Here is a 20,492-nt window from a genome sequence, read left to right on the forward strand (position 1 = left end):
TGTTTAGTTAGTTAGATACGCAGTGATATGCTCTGAAATTTGCTCAGTGCCCGCAGTATCATGCATTGTGAAGTGACTACCCACTATCTCAAAAGGCACTACTTTTGATGAAACCTCTTGCCAACCGGATCGCAAGCTGTCGCCCTGTCCTGCAAGACGCTCTGCAGCGCTGAAGTAAAGGATTTCCTTATTCAAGGCATTTGCTTGATAAGCTGATAGCGCACTGAGGTTGGCACGATAGATAGGCAACAATTGCGCTATTTCATCAGGACCGAGTGGATTTGTGGCCTGTGCAAGACGTGCCCGCAACACAGCGCAGCGGCGCTCAGGTTCAATATCTTGAAGCTCGGTAAATACAGCCTCGCTGAGCTCACCAGTTTCAGCCAGCAGGTGCAATAACACCTCATCATCTTTAGGGGCTTGATGGTTTGTACTCAGGCTTGGCAGAGTTGAATCCGCTATCGCAATCATGCCGACTTCGCGCCCATCAGCAAGTAGCTGGTGCGCCATTTCAAATGCAATAACGCCGCCCATCGACCAACCATACAAGTGATAAGGACCTGCTGGGTAACGTGTGATAATCTCCTCCACATACTGTGCAGCCATCACCTTGATATCATCGAGCGGTTCAGCTTCGCCCTCTAAGCCTAAAGCCTGTACACCATAAATACTGCGTGATGTCCCAAGTGATTCAGCCAAAGCTTGGTAGCAAAACGCACTGCCGCCCACCGGATGAATACAAAACAGTGGCGCCTCTGAACCACCGCTTTGCAGCGGCACCAGCAGGCTCTCTTGCCAATGCTTATTCTCTTGGATTGCTAGCGCCAAGGTACTTGGGGTCGGGTGTTGAAATAGCACACTGAGCGGCACTTCAATACCAAGCCCTGTTCGCAGTATAGATAGTAGTCGCATCGATAAGATTGAGTGGCCGCCTAGGTCAAAAAAGTTATCGTGAATGCCAACCCGTGATGTACCAAGTAACTCAGCAAATGCCTCACATAAATCCGCTTCCACACTGTTGCGCGGCGCACTGTACGATGGACTTGTCTCACACAGCTGCGCGTCGGGTACGGTTAATGCGCGTCGGTCAATTTTGCCACTGGGTGTCAGAGGTAAAGTATCCACAAATACAAAGCGCGTTGGGATCATCCAATCAGGTAACAACGCGCGTAAATGTGTTTTAAAATCATCTTGTTGCGGCTCACCGGTCATATCATCTAACCTAACCCAAGCAACTAGCTGCTTACTTTCACCTTCTCCCCAGGCATCAACCACCACAGCTTTAACCAAAGCATGTGATAGCAATGCACTTTCAACTTCGCCACACTCAATTCGAAAACCGCGTACTTTAACCTGTGTATCTACTCGGCCCAGATATTCGAGTGTGCCATCGGATAACTGTCGACAAAGATCGCCAGTGCGATAACAAGGTGTTTCACTCTCACTGTTCAGCGGATCAGCAATAAATCGTTGCGCGTTAAGTTCAGGCCTATTCAGATAACCTCGAGTAACCCCAGCTCCACCTACATACAGCTCTCCAGGAATACCGACAGGCACAGGCTGACCCCATTGATCTAAAATATAGACGTGTAAATCTGAAATAGGCGTGCCAATGTTGCTCGAGGTATTCTCTACATCTTGTGGCTGTAACACATGCAAAGTCACATGCACCGTCGTTTCGGTGATACCGTACATGTTTACAATCGTTGGTCTCCGCTCACCGCGATGTGCATACCAAGGTTTTAAGCGTGTTGGCGCGAGCGCCTCACCACCAAAAATGACCCAACGCAGTGCCAGCGATGCTCGTTGCGGCGCGCTTAACGTTTGCTCATACTCTATCAACTGATAAAAAGCAGACGGCGTTTGGTTTAAAACACTTACTCGTTTTTCTTTCAATAGCTGATAAAACAATGCCGGTGTTCGAGTCGTCGTATAGGGCACAATAACCAGCGAACCACCATAGATAAGCGCACCCCAGATCTCCCACACTGAAAAGTCAAAAGCATGTGAGTGAAACAATGTCCAAACGTCATCACGACCGAATTGATAGGTTGATTGGGTAGAATCAAAAAGCCGAACAATGTTGCGATGCTCAACACACACGCCTTTAGGTTTGCCCGTACTCCCCGAGGTATAAATGATATAAGCAAGGTCACTTGAACCACAGAGCGGCTCTGGATTTTCGGGGCACTCTTTTGCTATCGCTGCTGAGGACATATCTAACGTCTGCACCTCACACTTTGGCAAACGCGCTTGTGTCGCCTCATGGCACAGTAATACTTGAAGATCGGCATCCTCGACCATAAAACTCAAGCGGTCTGCCGGGTATTCAGGATCAAGGGGGACATAAGCACCACCCGCTTTGAGGATTGCCAAAATACCAATCACAACATCAATTGAGCGCTCAACAAACAAGCCAACCAACACATCTGGACCGACGCCTCTGCGGCGTAAATGATGTGCCAAGCGATTAGCGCGCGCGTTGAGTTCACCATAACTCAGCTGCTGTGCTTCAAAGATCACCGCCGTTGTATCGGGGTTGTTTGCGGCATGTTGTTCAAACAAGGTGTGGACACATGTTGCCCTTGGCCCATGCTCACTGCTGACAGATGGCTTTTTCACCCACATTTGTTGCTCAGACTCCGTCAGCAAAGGGAGCTGTGCAATCGATGTGTGTGGTTCACGCACCACCGCCTGTAAAATCACTTCAAAGTGACCCAGCATGCGCTGGATCCTGTCCTCATCAAACAGTGCCGCATTATATCTAAACATACCTGACAAAGGCTGCCCAGCCACATCCAATACATCAAGACTTAAGTCAAACTGGCCTTCTTGCTGGGGCATTTTAAAGGGCTCAAGTGTCAGCCCAGCACTTTGAATAGTTTGACTTTCACTGCTACTCGTTGCTGAATAAGCGGGCGATAACACATGGCCTTGCTGCGGTTGTTGAAGGTTGAATTCCACCTGAAAAAGTGGAAACCTATCGCTCTCTCTTTGCAGCGCTAAACGCTCAATTAATAACAGCGACGGGTAATCTTGATGCGCCAACGCCTCTAACGTCGTATGCTGCATGTGTGTCAAAAATGAGGCAAAACTTTGCTGTGGTTCTAGTTTTCCACGCAGTACAATAAAGTTAAAAAAGCAGCCGCAGATATCTTTAAATTCATCAAGGCTGCGGCCCGCCGCTGCTGAGCCAACCCAAATATCTTGTTGCCCAGTATAGCGATGCAAGAGTACTTGAAAGCAAGCCAGCAGCACCACGTATAAGGTGCTGCCAGTACCATTCACATACATTTTCAGCTGTTCCGTCAAGGCTTTTGAAAGAGTAAAATTAACGGAAGCACCTATATTTAGCTGCTGCGCTGAACGAGCTCTATCCGCCGGTAAATCAAGGGGCGCTGGCGGATCTGACAACTGCTTTTGCCAATAAGACCAAAGACGCTCTCCTGCATTACTGGAGAACAGCGCATTTTGCCAACTGACATAATCTTGATAACACCAAGGTAAAGGCGATAGTTCTGAAGGACGATGTCCCTTTATAGACTCATATACAGATAAAAACTCAGACATTAAATTCCATAACGACCAACCATCAAACACAATATGATGGATGGTCATTAATAAGACATGCTTTTCCTCTGCTTGAGTGATTAAATGCGCTCGAAATAATGGGCCTTCTTCTAAGTCAAACGGACGCAAATAAGCCTCCCTGACTTTTTTAAACACGCCCTCTTCACTGTCTTTATCAGCAACTTGTAGCGTTAATTCGGCCGCTTGATGAGCATGAACTTTCTGCATTACTTGCCCATCTTGCTCAAAAAAAGTGGTTCGCAGCGATGGGTGTCTATCTGACAATGCTTGCAGTGCTGCCTGAAGTACTCCAGTGTCTAATTTAGACAAAATGCGCCACGGCATGGCCACATTATATGCCGGGCTTTTTGGTGCATTTTGGTATAAAAACCAAAATGCCTGTTGTCCATAAGACAGCTCAAAAATCGACGTCCGATCACACCGTTGTAATGCGGGCAATTGCAAATAGCCGCCTGCGTGCTCTGGCTCTGGTTGGCTAATCGCTGCACTTGGTGGCTGCATCAAATAAGTGAGAATATCCCCCTTATTGGCCTTTAACTGCGCCTTCAAAGCCGGTGAGATCCCCGCCGTTGAGGTGCGCACTTTTAACTTGCCATCTTCAACCCAAATCCGACAGCCAATCTCCTTGAGATCAGCAAGCAGTAAACGAACCGTTTCAGCCGCACTCATAGCTCAAACTCCTCTTCACCCACTTGCAACGCCTCTGTGGGTTTAACATTAATCCCTTGCCGAGGATCTAGCTCTGATGCCAAGTCTAATACAGTGGTGCCTGCTTTCATGATTTGCGCCATGGATAGCTCAGCGCCCAGTTCTGAGCGGATCCGATTTCGCAGCTCAATCGTCATCAAAGAATCAAGCGCCATACTATTTAGCGGCTGTTGAACATCAATTTGCCTTGCGGTCATGCCAAGCACTGCACTCAATTTATTACGAATAAACTCAGTCAATATGAGGGCGTACTCGTCATCACAGGCTTGCGCTAATTGCTGTTTAATCCCAAGCGCATTAGCCACAGGTACGTCATCCGAAGCCAATACAGATAGAAAATGAGGTACTTTAGGTAACTGACTGAAGAAACGAGTCCAATTTACTGGCAAAACGCCAACTTGTGCATGATGGGCTTGGTGCAACAAGCTTGTTAACTGAGCCATGCCTTGCTCAGGTGCAATTGGGGTCACCCCCATGGCATGCAAGCGACTTTGCTCTCGTTCATGACCGGGCATTCTGGCTGCCATCCCGATACTGGCCCAAGGGCCCCAGTTTATTGACAATGCAGGTAAGCCCATTTGTCTGCGGTAGTGAGCCAAGCTATCCATAAAGGCATTGGCACTTGCATAGTTTGCCTGTCCAGCTGATCCCAACAGAGAAACCGTTGAAGAAAAGCACACAAAAAAGTCCAACGCGCTATTTTTTGTCAATGTATGAAGGTGCCAGCTGCCTAAAACTTTGGGTGCCATCACCCGCTCAAAACGCGCCTTATCTTGTTGCACTAGCACGCCATCATCTAACAGCCCTGCCGCATGAATAACGCCCTTTAATGCCGGCATATCTGCGTCTATCTGGTTAAATATATCGGTTACTTGGGCTTCATTGGCAATGTCTGCCCTGATAACACGAACCTGCACGCCAGTCGCTTGCAACTGCGCAATCACATTCGCGGCTTGTTCCGTCGGTGCGCGCCTTGCGGTTAAAACAAGATGACGAGCGCCCTGTTTAGCTAGCAGTGTGGCGACTTCTAATCCTAAATCACCCAATCCACCAGTGATAAGATAAGTCGCATCTTGGCACACAGGTGTCTGATTTTCCTCGCTTGAAGGCACAGTCAAAATGACTTTTCCACTGTGTCTTGCCTGCTGCATGTAGCGGAACGCATTAATTGCATGGCTAATTGGAAAAGCTCTGAATGGCAGAGGCTTAAGCTCACCTTGCTTAAATAGCCACATGAGCTTTTTCATCATGCCTTGCACTAAATCTGGCTGGTCTTGACCCAATTGCGCTAGGTTTATCTGATGGTATGCTAATTCAGGGTTAAATGCCTGAACCTGCTCAGGCAGCCATGTGTTGACCACTGAGATCTCTAAAAAGCGTCCACCCGTACGCAATACTGATAAGCTTTTTGGAATAAAGTCATCTGAAGTCAATGAATTTAAAACTACATCTACCCCTTCCCCATGGGTCACTGCCATGATCTGCTCGGCAAATTCCGTGGTACGAGAATGCATGATGTGTTGAACGCCCATCGCTTCAAGTTGCGGCCATTTACTGGGACTTGCGGTGGCAAATACCTCTGCACCTGCAAGCTGCGCAATTTGTATCGCCGCCATACCAACGCCACCGGAACCCGCATGGATCAGCACCCGCTCACCTTTAGACAATTTGGCAAGTTCGTTCAGTGCATACCAAGCAGTTAAGAACACCACAGGGATAGTCGCTGCGGCTTCAAAGCTAAGCTGCTCAGGTTTGGCCACCACTTCACTTGCGTCAACCAGCACGTACCTGCTGAAGCTATCTGGCGCTGCAGCAATGACGGCATCCCCGACATTAAACTCTGTGACACCTTCGCCAACAGCCACGATTTCGCCCGCGCACTCTCCGCCAAACGGGGGACTGCCCGGATACATGCCTAATGCATTGAGCACATCTCTAAAATTAAGGCCCGCAGCACGCACTTGGATCTCAACTTGGCCTTGTTTTGGTGCAGGGCGAGCGACATTCACAAGCGCCAGCGCATCGAGCGCACCTTTTTCAGCCATCTGCATATTAAATGCGCCTTGAGGCACATCTAGCTCATTTTTTATTCCCTTTGGATCATGCTGTACCAATCTCGCGACAAAGCGATCATGACCATGTAAAGCAATTTGATCTTCACTAGCATCCGCGCCAAGTTCAGCATATAAAGGCGTAATGTCATCAATTTGGCTCAGATCAACACATGCACAGGCCAACTCTGGATGCTCCATCGCGATCACCTTGCCTAAGCCCCACAGAGGCGCTTGCGCTACGGCTATCTCTGAAATATTGGCACCAGTACTGACCGCATTGTGAGTCACCAGCCACAGCTTGCTCGACCAGCCCAGTTCAGCCATTGCCTGTACCAAGTGTAAGGTACCTGCGCAGACAAGATCTTGTGCTTGCAGCAATGATTGTTGGCATAACTCGTCAGAATCAGGAGCGTCTAAGCTCCACAAGTTAATCACCGCCACTGGCGCGCTAGATTGCTCGGTGCAATAGTGATTTAAAAGCTGTTTAAATTCAGCGGGATCGGATGGGTTCACTGATAATTTAGCATCACTTTGAATACTCTCACTTTGGGCACTATCAGCTCGGCTACCCGTGCTGGCATAAACCAACACACAAGATTTACCCTCTTGTTCTAGTTTGTCTGCTAGTTTTTTCCCTGTGCCCTGTTTATCCGCCAATATCAACCAAGTACCTTGGCCAATATTATTAAGGTGAACTTTAGAAATGAGCTGTTGTTGTTGCCACTCTATCTGATAAAAGTCGTTCGACTGGTTTTTAAAGTGGTGCATCACTGTCGCGTCAGCCACACGGCCAATTTTAAATCCGGTGACTTCAGCAACCAATTTACCTTGGCTATCAAATAAGGCGATATCCGTGATCACTTGATCATCACTTTGCTCAATCAAACGCACAAAGCTCCATAGCCGTTGCACGCCTTGCTGATGAACCGTCAATGCATCCAAGCCGATCGGCATAAAAGTCCCTTCAGAAGGCTTGGCAACGGCAGCACCTAAGATTTGAATACAAGCATCAAACAGGGCTGGATGAAGATGATAGTGAGAGAGTTCATTGGTGGTGATACATTCGGGCAATTGAACGTGTGCCAAGGACATTGAGTTGGCTTTTTGCAACTGCGTGATGCCACGAAAACTTGGTCCATAATAAACACCGCGCTCATCGGCCATACTGTAATGTTCATCAACACTTAACTCAACAGGGCATTGAGCTTGTAATTCCGCTGACGTCACTACACGTGGCGAAGAGGTTGGCACGCTCGCGGCGAGTTTCCCTGATGCATGTACCTGCCATACTGATCCACCTTGTTGGCTCAAGATTTTAAACTCATAGCCATGCTCACTCGGGCTTAAAACCACTTGCATGATCTGAGAACCTGTCTGCTCCAAGATCAAAGCTTGCTCAAACCTAATATCTTGTATGTGCAGTGTGTCCTGTGCAGCAGTCACTGCTTTACCCGCAGCCATGGCCATCTCAAGGTAACCCGTCGCAGGAAATACCATGGCATCAAAAAAGCGATGCTCACTCAGCCAAGCCGTTACCGACACATCCACTTCAGACTCAAAGTAAATCTTATCTGAGTCAGCCAAACGCAGCTTTTTGCCCAGTAAAGGGTGCAGTTTAGGATCTTGGTAAGTGCGTGGCTTTGAGGTCTTTTTTTCAACCCAGTGGCGTTCACGCTGAAACGGATAGGTCGGCAGTTGCACTTTACTTCGCGCATAATCAGCGTCAACTGCGAGCCAATCAACCTCGCCTCCTTGGTTGTGCCACTGCCCTAGGCTTTCTAACAATTGCTGCCAATCAGGCTGGTTCTCTCGCAAGCTTGGGAGCTGAATAATCTCGGTATCACCCGCTAAACACTGTCCTGCCAAGCCCAGCAGAACAGGTTTTGGACCGACTTCCAGTAACACCTGAATACCCTGCTTTTGCAGTGTCTCGACACCCGCAGCAAAGCGCACTGGTTGGCGCACCTGTTTCACCCAATAGGCAGCTGAGCAAAGCGCATCACCGCTCATATCTCCACTAACCGTCGAGCAAATTGGTAGCTTAGGCTTCGCATAACTAACCGCTGTTGCGACCTTTTCAAACTCATCTAACATGGGCGTCATCATCACAGAATGAAAAGCATGAGACACGGCGAGCTTTTTACCTTGGTTCCCTTGCTCAGATAAGCTCGCAGCAAGCTGCTCAATCGCATCTGTTCCTCCAGAGAGCACAACACTTTGCGGGCCATTTATCGCCGCAATTGAGAGCGCATTGCTATCAGCAATCAAGGATTGTGCTTTGGTCTCGCTGATTGGCAATGCCAACATTTCACCGCCGCGACATAGCGTGTGCATCAAGCGACCTCGCGCTGCGATAAGTGTTAACGCATCTTCTAAACTGAATACACCCGCAATACATGCTGCGACGTATTCACCCACGCTGTGTCCCATCAAGACATCTGGCTTTACACCCCATGACTGCCATAGCTTCGCAAGGGCATACTCAATGCAAAATAGTACAGGCTGCGTATACACAGTCTGATTGAGGTCAGTTGGCGCCTCACTTTGCTCATAAAGTAGTTTCAGTAACGGCACATTTAATGGACGCAAAATTTCATCACACCGCATCAGTGTATTTCTAAACAACGGCTGCGTTTCAAACAGCGTGCGACCCATACCAAAATATTGTGCGCCTTGGCCGGTAAATAAAAAGGCCGTTTTTGGTGCGGCTTCTGTGGCAATACCTTGCTGGTACTGACGGCTTCGCAATTGGGCTTGCGCCTCACTAATAGAGCCTGCAACTAAGCTTAAGCGATGTGCAAAATGGCTCCGCCCTTGTGCAGCGCTATAGCAAACATCCGCAAAATCTGACTGTGGATTTTCGGTAAACCAACTGTCATATGACGCGATAAGGGCATTCAAGGCCGGTGCGGTTTTAGCCGACAAAGTCAATAAATGTTGCGGGCGCTGCGCATTGACTTCAGGTGCTTGACCGACAATATTCGGCGCTTCTTCAAGGATGACATGGGCATTGGTGCCGCCAATGCCAAACGAGCTCACCCCGGCACGGCGGGGCTCATCTTCACTTTGCCAATCTGCCAATTCGGTATTCACGTAAAACGGGCTATTGGCAAAATCAATATTGGGATTGGGTGACTGGTAATGCAAACTGGGTGGAATTTGTCGGTTTTTCAGCGCCAGCACGGTTTTAATTAACCCTGCCACACCCGCAGCTGCATCGAGGTGGCCAAAATTAGATTTCACTGTGCCAATTGGGCAAAACCCGACTTTGTCAGTCGATTCTCTAAATACACGAGTCAGCGCGGCGATTTCAATAGGGTCGCCAAACGCAGTCGCCGTACCGTGCGCTTCAATATAAGAAATGGACTCAGGTTCAACATCAGCAATGGCCTGTGCTTCCATGACCACCGCCGCTTGCCCTTCGGCACTGGGCGCTGTGTATCCCACTTTTTGCGCACCATCATTATTGATGGCAGAGCCTTTAATAACAGCGTGAATGGTATCCCCATCCGCCATTGCTTCTGTTAATGGCTTTAACACCACAATGCCTGCGCCATTCCCAAATAAGGTGCCTTTAGAGTCCGCATCAAAGCTGCGGCAATGTCCATCAGGAGAGAAGATCATGTCCTCCTGATAGAGATAACCGCTTTTTGCAAAGTTGCGAATAGCCACGCCACCAGCAAGGGCAACGTCACATTCACCATTGAGCAGATTCTGACACGCCATATGAATCGCAACTAAGGCACTAGAACAGGCAGATTGAATAGTGACAGCCGGTCCTCTCAAATCTAGCTTGTATGCGATGCGAGTACTCAAGTAATCTTTTTCGTTACCTGCCAGTCCAGCTAGCCCGACATCCTCTGGCGTGAGGTGGTCAAAAAAGTAGCTATTAAGTGCAGCGCCTGCATAAACACCAACCACTTCCTCTGTCTCACCCGCTTTAAAACCTGCGTCTTCTAATGCCTCCCACGCACACTCCAAAAAGATCCGCTGCTGCGGATCCATGATCTGCGCTTCTTTGGGGGCAAAACCAAAAAAGTCGGCATCAAACATATCCACATCAAAAGGCGTTGGGCTTGCTTTCACATAGTTAGGCATCGCCAGCAGATCAGGATCAACGCCCGCATCTAATAGTTCTTGATCAGAGAAGAAAGAAACAGACTCCTTCCCCTCTCTGAGATTTTCCCAAAACGTCTTTATATTTGGCGCTCCAGGGAAGCGACAAGACATACCAATAATCGCAATATCAGACTCATGAGGTAAATGCGCGCCCATCAGCTACCCTCCTGCGGGTTTGATCGATGTTTTTTACGTGCTTGCTTGCGTCGCTGCGTTGAGCCTCGGCGGTCTTGTCGTTTATCTGCCTTACTGGCTATCGCCTCTTCTACCTTCTCTTCTTGACCAAGATAACGTGCAAGCGCATCTATCGTGGAATGCTGGAATAGCTTAGTAACGGGGATCTCTTGGTGATAAATTTCCCTCAGCTTAGATTGCATCCTGACAATCAGCATGGAGTCTCCCCCAGCTTCGAAAAAGTTATCATGAATCCCGATATTGTCATGTCCCAATAACGCTGCCCAAATCTGCGCAATGGACTTTTCAAGTGCACTGTCCGGCGCCACAAATTCAGGTTTCTCGACTTCTTGATTGCCAATTTGCGCATGTAAGGCCTTGCGGTCCACCTTGCCATTGGCTGTTAATGGCAAAGCGTCAAGTAGCTCAAACGTATTCGGCACCATATAATCTGGCAGTCTTGCGCTGATGAAGTCTTTCAATTTATCTGCAAGAGACGCTGTTTTTGACACCGGACGCGACAATTTACGCGTCTGCTCAGGATCAATGCCTCCGCCAAGGAAGGTATACAGGGGTAAATGACGCTCACCTAACCCAAATAGTGCCTCAACTGCAGAGAGATCTTGCTTGCCAATCGGGCAAAGGCCAATACCATGGCGTGTCGAAGACTCCATCAACATCTGACCTATATGTCCGGCTTCTAGTAGTGAAAAGCGCTCGGAGTAATGCGCATATAAAGGCTCTATGGCACTGAGATCACTGATCAAGAAAATTGCAAATGCGGCTTCCTCATAAATATCAATGTTGCCAGCAAATACTTGCTCGCCTATGTCATGTGTTTTGGCCATTTGCAGTAGCGAGTTTCTCACTGGATGATGGTAATACACACCGCCTTCAAGCCCTGCTACGCGGTTTGGTTTGACGTATACGTAGCACTGAACAGGATACAAGCTACCTGCTGATGGGTAGCGATACTTAGGTAGAGGAGTTTCCTCAAGCGTTACTGCACTTAGGTGTGACAACAACTGACCAAGGTGCTCTTGTGCTAATGGGTCTTGACGAAACTCACGGTAACTTTGTCGTGTCAGCCAAGCTGACTCCACCACCTCTGGCGCGGCAATGGGGATTTCAACCATGCCGTCTTCCACTTTGCGTACACCCGGCTGCGTAAGTTTAAATTCTAACCCTGCAAACTGATCTAAGATCACCTCCTCTTGCTCTGCCTGTTCACTATCGCCACTAGGCTGCCCAGTGCCTTCAGGCACCACAAATGCCGCCAACGATTGCAGGCTGCGCTCACCGCCCACAGCGGTAACAACCGCATCACGAATGCCCGGGTATTCACTGATCACAGATTCTATTTCATTTAATTCAATGCGATGACCTCGGATCTTGACCTGAAAGTCAGAACGTCCCATGATCTCTAAATTACCATCTGGTAGATAGCGAGCGAGATCGCCACTCTTATACAGGCGCTCACCGGTTTGCGGATGAGTGATAAAGGTTTCATTGGTTTTTTGCGCATCTCCCCAATATCCTTTTCCTAAGCCTCGACCGCCCACGTATAAATCACCCGTCACCCAAACAGGGCGGGGCTCTAACTTATCGTTTAGGACATACAAAGTTTGGTTCGCAAGCGGTTTACCGTATGGAATACTTGTCCAACTGGGGTCAACCTCTTCAATCACATAATGATTGTTCCAAATCGAGGTTTCTGTTGGGCCACCTAATCCGACAATCATCATATCCGACGACAATTGACGAATGCGATCCGGTAAATCAACAGGGATCCAATCACCGCTCATCATAACCAATCGCATACTCGATGCTAAATCACCTCCACTGGACTCAAGGTAATCCACCAACATTTGCTGAAGCGCAGGGACTGTGTTCCAAAGCGTAACCTGATGCGTATTTATCAGCTCCCGCCAGTGAGCGGGGTCGCGCAGCCCGCCATGTTCGGGGATCACCAACGCGCCCCCTACGCTAAGTAGACCAAATACATCGTAAACAGATAAATCAAAATTAAGTGCAGAGAGACAAATTGCTCTGTCTTTCTCTGTGACACCCAATTTGCGATTCACATCTAAAATCGTATTGACTGGACCACGATGCGGTAGCATGGTCCCTTTTGGCTTGCCTGTTGAGCCTGAGGTGTACAGCACGTAGGCAAGATCTTCGGCACTGATTGAGACATCTGCTACTTCGGTAGCTTGCTTTGCTAGATTCTCATCAGTGATGATAAGTTGCAGCGAATCAGCAGGCCACGCTAGCGTTTCAAATTGCGGCTGTGTTAATACCAAGCTCACTTGCCCATCGGCTAAAATAGCGTGGCGACGAGCATCAGGTTGATGCGCATCCACTGGCAAATAAGCAGCACCTGACATCAAGACACCCAGCACAGCAACAATTTGCTCCCACCCTTTTTCCATTGCCACAGCAACTAAGGTATTGGGCTTTGCACCTTGTTGCTGTAGCCAATTGGCGGTGCGCTTTGCAAGGTCTAGTAACTCACCATAGGTCAAGGTTCGAGACGCAGAGATCACCGCGATCGCATCTGGGGTGTCTATGGCTTTCGCTATAAATAATTCGTGTAAAAGCGCTTCTGAAGGCGTTTGCGCAGTGTCATTGATAAGCGCACGGTGCATCAATTGAGTCGCTAACAACTCATCTTGGAATGACGCCTTTTGCCACGCTGCTTCATCGGTTGCCAGCAAGGTAAGCATGTCACAATACGCATTAAACATGCTTTCTAATAATCCTGCAGGGAAGCGCTCCTCAACGCAGTCCCAACTCACAATCAGCTCACCTTTAATTTCCGCCAATTGATGATCAAAGAGCACTTGAGGGGTTTGCGTGATGCCATATACCGAGTCACCAAGCCATCCTTTTGGTGACATGTCGCCTGCAAAGCTTTCCTGCTCAGAGCCTGACCACAGGGTACTGGTGAATACAATTGGCATGGTGACATACGCCCCTTTACGACGTCGTGTCATCTCTCTTAACACACCAACAGCACTGATGGCATTGTGACTTAAATCTTCCCATAACTGCCGCTGGATTCGCACGGCACGGCGCTCAAACGACTCAGTGGTGGTGTTGTCGATTTCGACTAACATTGGGGAGGTGAAATCACCCACAATATCATTGACCTGAGGGTGCAAGCGGTCAAACTGCGTGACATTGAGAATAAAGTGCGAGCTCTTACTCCAAATACTTAAGATTTCCGCAAACACAGCGGTCAAAATACTCGAAGGCGTCAGCCCCAGTTTCGCGCCTCGAGCTTTGAGTTTGCCCCAAACATCCGCGGGGATGGTATCGTGTCTGCGGCTAAACCGGACTTGAGTATCTTCGTCCACTGCGGGCACCAAAGGTAGCTCTGCCGCGGGTGGTAGGTTATCAATACGGTCAAACCAGTAATCACATGACTTTTTGTAATATGCGGTCTCTTGGATTTTGTCCGTGGCCAGCACATAATCACGGAAGTTCAGCGGTAACGGTGGCAGCGCAACCTCTGGCTGATTCATCATTTGATATAGCTCTTTGTAGAGCAAAAACCCGCTGTAACCGTCAACCACCAGCATGTCGACACTGACAAATAGCCTAACCGACTGCGAGCCAGTACGCACCGCTTTAATATCAAAAATAGGCCAAGTATAAGCATCAATCACTTGATGCGACATCTGCTCACGAAGTTCGGCCAGTTGCGATGCTTTTGCAGCTTCTGGCTGTGCACTCAGATCCGTCACCTCAATGGTATAGGGCGGAATTTCTTGCGGTGAAAGGACTCTTTGCTGACCATCGGGTAACATCACAACCCGCAACATATCGTGGCGGTCTATAAGCTGTCGGCAGACCTGATTAAACGCTGCAAACTGTGCCTCGTCATAAGGGCAATCAATTTCGTGATACCAGTGACAAGCAAACCCACCAAAGTCAAAGCTACTTTGTCGGCCTAACATGTAAGCTTGCTGAATTTCTGTGAGTGGGAAAGGCAAAAAGCGCCCCTCCGGATCTGCCTCTACAGTCGGTAATGCCTCACTGATATAAGCAAGTTGCTCTTTGCCCGTATTTGCCTGTTGCTTTTTGGTTTCCACTTCAGCGCGCAATTTCTGTTGAAGTAGTGCGCGCTTTTGTTCCGTCGTCAGGGCTTGTTTATTGTCTTGGGTGTTGTTCATTAGGTTAACCTGCTTAATTGTTCTAACCGAAATATTCATCAAAAAGCGCATCGATCTGCTCACCACTTAACTCTGCTGAGTCCAATTGGTTGAGCAGCGCTTCTTTTTCATCAGTTGGCGTCTGAACGAGCAGTGCACCAAGTTGACCGGCCAGATCCATCACGCTGATGTCGTTCATAATATTGGCCATGGGAATATCGATATTGAGCTCAGTTCGGATCCGATTTCTAAATTCCACTGCGCGCAGTGAGTCCAGCCCCATGGTATTGAGATGCTTGTGCACATCGACTTGCGCTGTGTCCATTCTCAATACCTCAGCAAGGCTACTTTGGATAAACTCCGCCAACATCCGGGCATGATCCTCAGCGCTCGCTTGTTCAAGCAGGTGTTTAATAGAGAATGACATATCATTATCAGACTCACTTCGTGTCAGTTCAGATAAGAAAGGCGGCACCTGTACCGGATAGAACATTTCCAAGAATTTAGCGCTGTCGCCTGGTAGTACGGCATTACAGGTCACATCTGGACGAGTGATTAAATTATCTAAAATCGCCAAGCCAGATGCAGCGTCTAGAATGAACTCACTCTGTGATTTATTTACTCCCTCATCAATATCCGCTGACATCCCGCCATCAGCCCATACACCCCAATTGACACTGAGCGCGGGCAGTCCTTGCTGAGCACGTAACTGGGCAAGTGCATCCATAAAGGTGTTAGCTGCAACATAGCTGCCCATACCAAGACCACCTAACAGGGCAGACAAAGAAGAAAAACACACAAAGAAATCGAGCTCTAGGTCTTTAGACAATTGATGTAGGTGCCAACTTCCCTCAACTTTTGCGCTCATCGCCTGACTAAAGCGCGCCCAACCTTGGTGCGTTAACGCGTCTTGGTCCATCACACCCGCTGCGTGAATAATGCCTTTCAGTGACGCCCCCTGACCTGCAATCTCATTAAACAGCCTAGTCGCTTGTACCTCATCAGCGATATCTGCGTTTACAAGCTGTATCTCGGCACCGCGAGCTTGCAACTGTGCAATCACAGCGTTTGCCGCGTCAGATGGTGCACTGCGCCCAGTTAATACTAGCTTGCGCGCCCCCTTTTCGACCATCCAGTTAGCCAACATGAGTCCCAGCCCACCTAAACCACCTGTGATCAGATAGCGACTGTGCGCATTTAGCTCAGTCAAGGTCGCGCTTTCATCTTGCGGTGCGCTGATAACGCGGGGCACATGTCGAGCGCCTGCTGTGTAAGCCACTTGGTCTTCATGATCATCAGAGATAATTTCTCTCACCAAGTCACCCACACTCGGGTTATCTATTATGCCGCCCCATAATTGCGGGTGTTCTTGAGCTATCACTTTTCCAAGTCCCCACAAGCTCGATTGGGCAATATTCAACGGATGCGTTTGTTGCGCCACTTGCACGGCATTGCGTGTTACCAACCACAGCTTGCATGACTCAGCATGCTCAGCTTGCGCTTGAAGCAGATGCAAGACACTTGCACAGCTCAATGATTGCGCATCTGTGAGCGCTGTTGCATTTAACTCTGTACTTGTCGGTGTGTCGAGACTCCAAAGATGCACGACGCCTTTAAGTGGTGTAGTTTCATTCGCACATACTGTTGCAAGCAGAGCTTTAAATTGCGCCGGCGCGCTTGGGTCTAGGTGATAGTGAATACCTTGTGACGAATCAGACGTCGTCAGCGCTGCAACCCCATTTTTTGCATATACTTGCGTGCAAAGATGGCCTGCTTTTTCCAGCTGTTCTGCCAATTGCTGACCTTGCTCACCTGCGTCAGCAAAAATCAGCCAATGTCCGGCCTCAGTGTCATGATTTGACGTGCTGATCTCACTTGGCTGCCAACGTGTCTCATACACGCTCTCTGACAGCAATGCTTGAGTTGGGCGACCTTTTAATAACTCGGTATAGGTCATCCAATTACTCAAGCCCGCCTCATTAATGCGTCTTAGCTCTTGTGCACTTAACTGCGTATCTTTTTCTGCGGTCAGTAATACAAAGCTCGCCAACTCGCGACGTAATAGCCCACCTAATTGATTGTGTGAGCGGATCCCTGCGCGTGCTTCTTCAGTTAAATCAAATGTTGCTAAATTCTCCTCAAAGTGAGGATCTTCAAGGAAATTTGCGATTTCATGGCTGGCATCAATGCAATCAACAACTTTTAAGTTGTTTTTTGTTAACTGCTCAACCCATTCATCTTTGGTGATTAAGAAAGATGATGTTTCACCGTGGTCAATGTCAAACAGCGTATTGGAAATAATATCTGCCAAGACTAATTTGCCGCCTTGATTGAGGTGATTACCTATGTTGGCAAATAGCGCGGTTTTATTTTTAATATGCAGTGCAACTTCAAAACCAAAGATCAAATCAAATTGGTCTGGGAACTCTTCAATGGCACTGTCTCGATTGAACACCGCAACGCGATCTTCTAACCCAAACTTAGCGATCTTTTTATTGGCCGCTTCAAGTTGCTCCCCCGAAATACTGTAGCCTCTGAGTTGCAGGTGCGAGTGCTTTCTGGCCAGCACACAAATGTCTGTGCCAAAACCACACCCAAAGTCCATCACTTTTTCACAGGCATCAAAGTCGACTTTTCTAAATAACACTTCACGCATGGACTTTTGTGCATTGAGCACCAAGCGAGAATGCTCAGGGTATTTTTGTGCATCAGAAAAGGCCAGTACCCAAGAAAAGCCCGGCACCATGTCAAAAAATGGGCCAAAGTTTAGGAATCGTCCTTCCTCTAAATGATAATCTTGGGTTTCTAAATTGGCCGTAGAATCATAGTACTTAGTTACAGTTCGGCTTCTTTTATCCTGCTCCACAAACACCTGTAACAGTTTCAAACGCTCATGCGGCTCCATCGCCTTTACCTTGTCATCAACAAGGCTATTGAGACGTTTAAACTGTTCAAAATGGGCTAAATCATCTTGGAACAAAAATTCAAGTAAGGGGTGGGTTTCTTCAGGCTTAGCGGTTGTTGCAATCTTTTCTGCTTCAATCCAATAACGTTGGCGCTGGAAAGGATAGCTTGGCAATGACACTTTATTGCGTCCATAGCCCTTATCAAACGCTTGCCAATCTACAAAGCCACCACAGGCATGCCATTGCCCTAAGCTCTCTAAGATTTGCTGCCAATCATCTTCGCCCTCACGTAAGCTGGGTAATTGCACCACAGGGGTATCCGCTGTGAAGCAATGTGATGCCATCCCCAATAACACAGGTTTTGGCCCAATCTCGATAAATGCAGTGACGCCCTGTGCCTCTAACGTTTGCACGCCCGAAGAAAAACGCACCGGCTGGCGAACTTGCTTGACCCAATACTCAGGATCTGTCAGCGCATCACTGACATTTTCCCCTGTGACATTGGAGCATACTGGCAGTGTGGGCAATGCATAATCGATACTTGCGGCAACTTGCTTAAACTCAGCCAACATCGGCGCCATCATGCTGGAATGAAACGCATGGGAAACCGCCAGTGGTTTTGCTTTGATGCCTTGCTGCGCCAAATTCGCTGATAGGGCTGCTATCGACTCACTATCACCAGAAACAACCACGCTATCAGGGCCGTTAATCGCACCAATTGAAACCTTATCTTGCACAGGTGCTATCAACGACAGCGCCTGCGTTTCACTGACAGGCAAGGCTAACATCGCGCCTTTTTCACACAGTGTGTGCATTAAGCGGCCACGGGCTGCAATGAGGGTTAAGCCATCTTTTAAGCTGAAAACATCGGCTATGCAAGCCGCCACATACTCACCAACGCTGTGCCCCATAACGGCATCAGGACGCACGCCCCATGACAGCCAAAGTTTTGCCAACGCATACTCTAATGAAAACAGCACAGGCTGGGTGTATACCGTTTGATTGAGCACCTCAGCGTCAGCATTGTCACTGTAAAGCAAATCCAACAAAGGCACATCCAGTGGGCGTAAGATGTCATCACAGTGCTCTAAGGATTCTCTAAACAGCGGCTGTGTTTCAAATAACTGCTTACCCATATTCAAATACTGTGCACCTTGTCCGGTAAATAAAAACGCAAGTTTAGGCGCGTCCTCTGATGCAGTATCAATATGATAAGTTTTATCGCGCAGCTGCTGCTGTGCGTCTTGGATTGAGCTGGCAACTAAGGTCAAACGATGTGCAAAGTGTGTACGCTGATTAGCAGCACTAAAACACACATCAGCCAAGCTTGTTGCTGTCTGCGTGTCTAGGTAATTTGCATAGTTAAGCGCTTGTTGGTTTAGCGCGTCTGCACTTTTTCCCGACAGGGTTAAGACATGTTTTGGACGTTCTGCTTGATGAGATTCTGACTGTGTAGCGAAGACAGGCGCTTCTTGTAAAATCACATGCGCGTTGGTACCACCAATACCAAATGAACTCACCCCAGCACAGCGAGGCTGGCCATCATTGGCTTGCCAGTCCGCTAGCTCACTGTTGACATAAAAAGGGCTATCATCAAAGTCAATATTCGGGTTTGGCGTATTATAATGCAAGCTTGGCGGCAGTTGCTGATGCTTCAATGCCAGCACAGTTTTGATCAAGCCTGCGATCCCGGCCGCTGCGCCAATATGGCCGATATTACTTTTTACCGTACCAATTGGCAGCTTGTCGCCTATTCGCGCTTCAAATGCAAGGCTTAAGCCTTCAATTTCTATCGGATCGCCAAGGCGCGTGCCGGTACCATGGGCTTCAACATAAGAAATATTGTTCGGATCAACGCCAGACACAGCCAACGCATCCGCAATGACATCCGCCTGACCTTCAACACTCGGTGCCATGTAACCAACTTTCATGCCACCATCATTATTGACCGCAGAGCCTTTGATAACCGCATGAATGATATCACCGTCCGCCAACGCATCATCTAAGCGCTTTAAGATCACCACACCCATGCCATTGGTAAATACCGTGCCTGTCGACTGCGCATCAAATGCTCGGCAATGACCGTCGTCGGATACATGCATGTCATCGTAATACACATACCCTTTTTTCTGTGGCAACACTAAGCCCACACCACCAGCAAGTGCCATATCACACTCACCATTGAGTAAATTTTGACACGCCACGTGTACACCCACCAAAGCACTTGAACACGCGGTCGCGATCCCCATGCTCGGCCCAGTGAGATCCAACTCGTATGACACTCGCGTCGCCACATAATCGGCATCATTACCAATCAGTTTCGGGAAAAACTCGAACACATCACGAGATTTATCTGCGGTTTGCAGATTATCAATAATATATGAGCTCAAATTGGCACTGGCGTACACGCCAATGGCATATTGATGCGTTTTAGCGGTATAGCCCGAATCCTCGAGCGCTTCCCAAGCACATTCAAGAAAAATACGTTCTTGCGGATCTGTGATCTCAGCTTCTCTGGGTGTAAAGCCAAAAAACTCGGCATCAAACATATCGATATCCGGTAAAACGCCCCCAGCTTTGACGTATTCAGGCTGAGCAAGCGTGGCTTGATCAACGCCAGCATCAAGCAGTTCTTCATCAGAAAAAGCAGTGATAGATTCCACCCCACTTTTGAGGTTATGCCAAAATGTCTCGATGCTTTTTGCACCGGGAAAACGGCAAGACATGCCAATAATGGCAATATCCGAATCATTTATATTTGGTAAATTCGTCATCGTATTTTC

General features: G+C 48.3%; 4 protein-coding genes. All 4 read right to left on the bottom strand.

All coding sequences use genetic code 11. The features are described 5' to 3' along the window. Nucleotides 1-3: 3 nt before the first annotated feature. From AC2CZC_RS22145 to AC2CZC_RS22160, 4 genes are read right to left on the bottom strand one after another with little or no spacing between them, the layout of a single operon-like run. Entirely contained in the window at nt 4-4,260 is a 4,257-nt protein-coding gene (locus tag AC2CZC_RS22145) for a non-ribosomal peptide synthetase (RefSeq protein ID WP_484585451.1), read from the bottom strand. Then, the gene (locus AC2CZC_RS22150; RefSeq protein ID WP_484585452.1) at nt 4,257-10,628 is read right to left on the bottom strand and encodes an SDR family NAD(P)-dependent oxidoreductase; all 6,372 of its coding nucleotides are present in this window, start codon (nt 10,626-10,628) and stop codon (nt 4,257-4,259) included. The genes AC2CZC_RS22145 and AC2CZC_RS22150 overlap by 4 nt, the downstream gene beginning before the upstream one ends. Further along, nucleotides 10,628-14,863, bottom strand: a complete 4,236-nt coding sequence (locus tag AC2CZC_RS22155; RefSeq protein WP_484585453.1) for an amino acid adenylation domain-containing protein — start codon at nt 14,861-14,863, stop codon at nt 10,628-10,630. The genes AC2CZC_RS22150 and AC2CZC_RS22155 overlap by 1 nt, the downstream gene beginning before the upstream one ends. Next, nucleotides 14,847-20,483 (bottom strand): type I polyketide synthase, encoded by a 5,637-nt coding sequence (locus AC2CZC_RS22160; protein ID WP_484585454.1) that lies wholly within the window; start codon nt 20,481-20,483, stop codon nt 14,847-14,849. Before AC2CZC_RS22160 ends, AC2CZC_RS22155 begins: the two co-directional genes overlap by 17 nt. Between the last annotated feature and the right edge of the window lie 9 nt (nt 20,484-20,492).

The sequence above is a fragment of the Pseudoalteromonas sp. MMG033 genome (assembly GCF_057197785.1).

What these genes read in the sequence shown, in the direction of transcription:
- AC2CZC_RS22145 (WP_484585451.1), bottom strand. Translation starts at nt 4,260, where the DNA reads ATGAGTGCGGCTGAAACGGTTCGTTTACTGCTTGCTGATCTCAAGGAG.
- AC2CZC_RS22155 (WP_484585453.1), bottom strand. Translation starts at nt 14,863, where the DNA reads ATGAATATTTCGGTTAGAACAATTAAGCAGGTTAACCTAATGAACAAC.
- AC2CZC_RS22150 (WP_484585452.1), bottom strand. Translation starts at nt 10,628, where the DNA reads ATGGGCGCGCATTTACCTCATGAGTCTGATATTGCGATTATTGGTATG.
- AC2CZC_RS22160 (WP_484585454.1), bottom strand. Translation starts at nt 20,483, where the DNA reads ATGACGAATTTACCAAATATAAATGATTCGGATATTGCCATTATTGGC.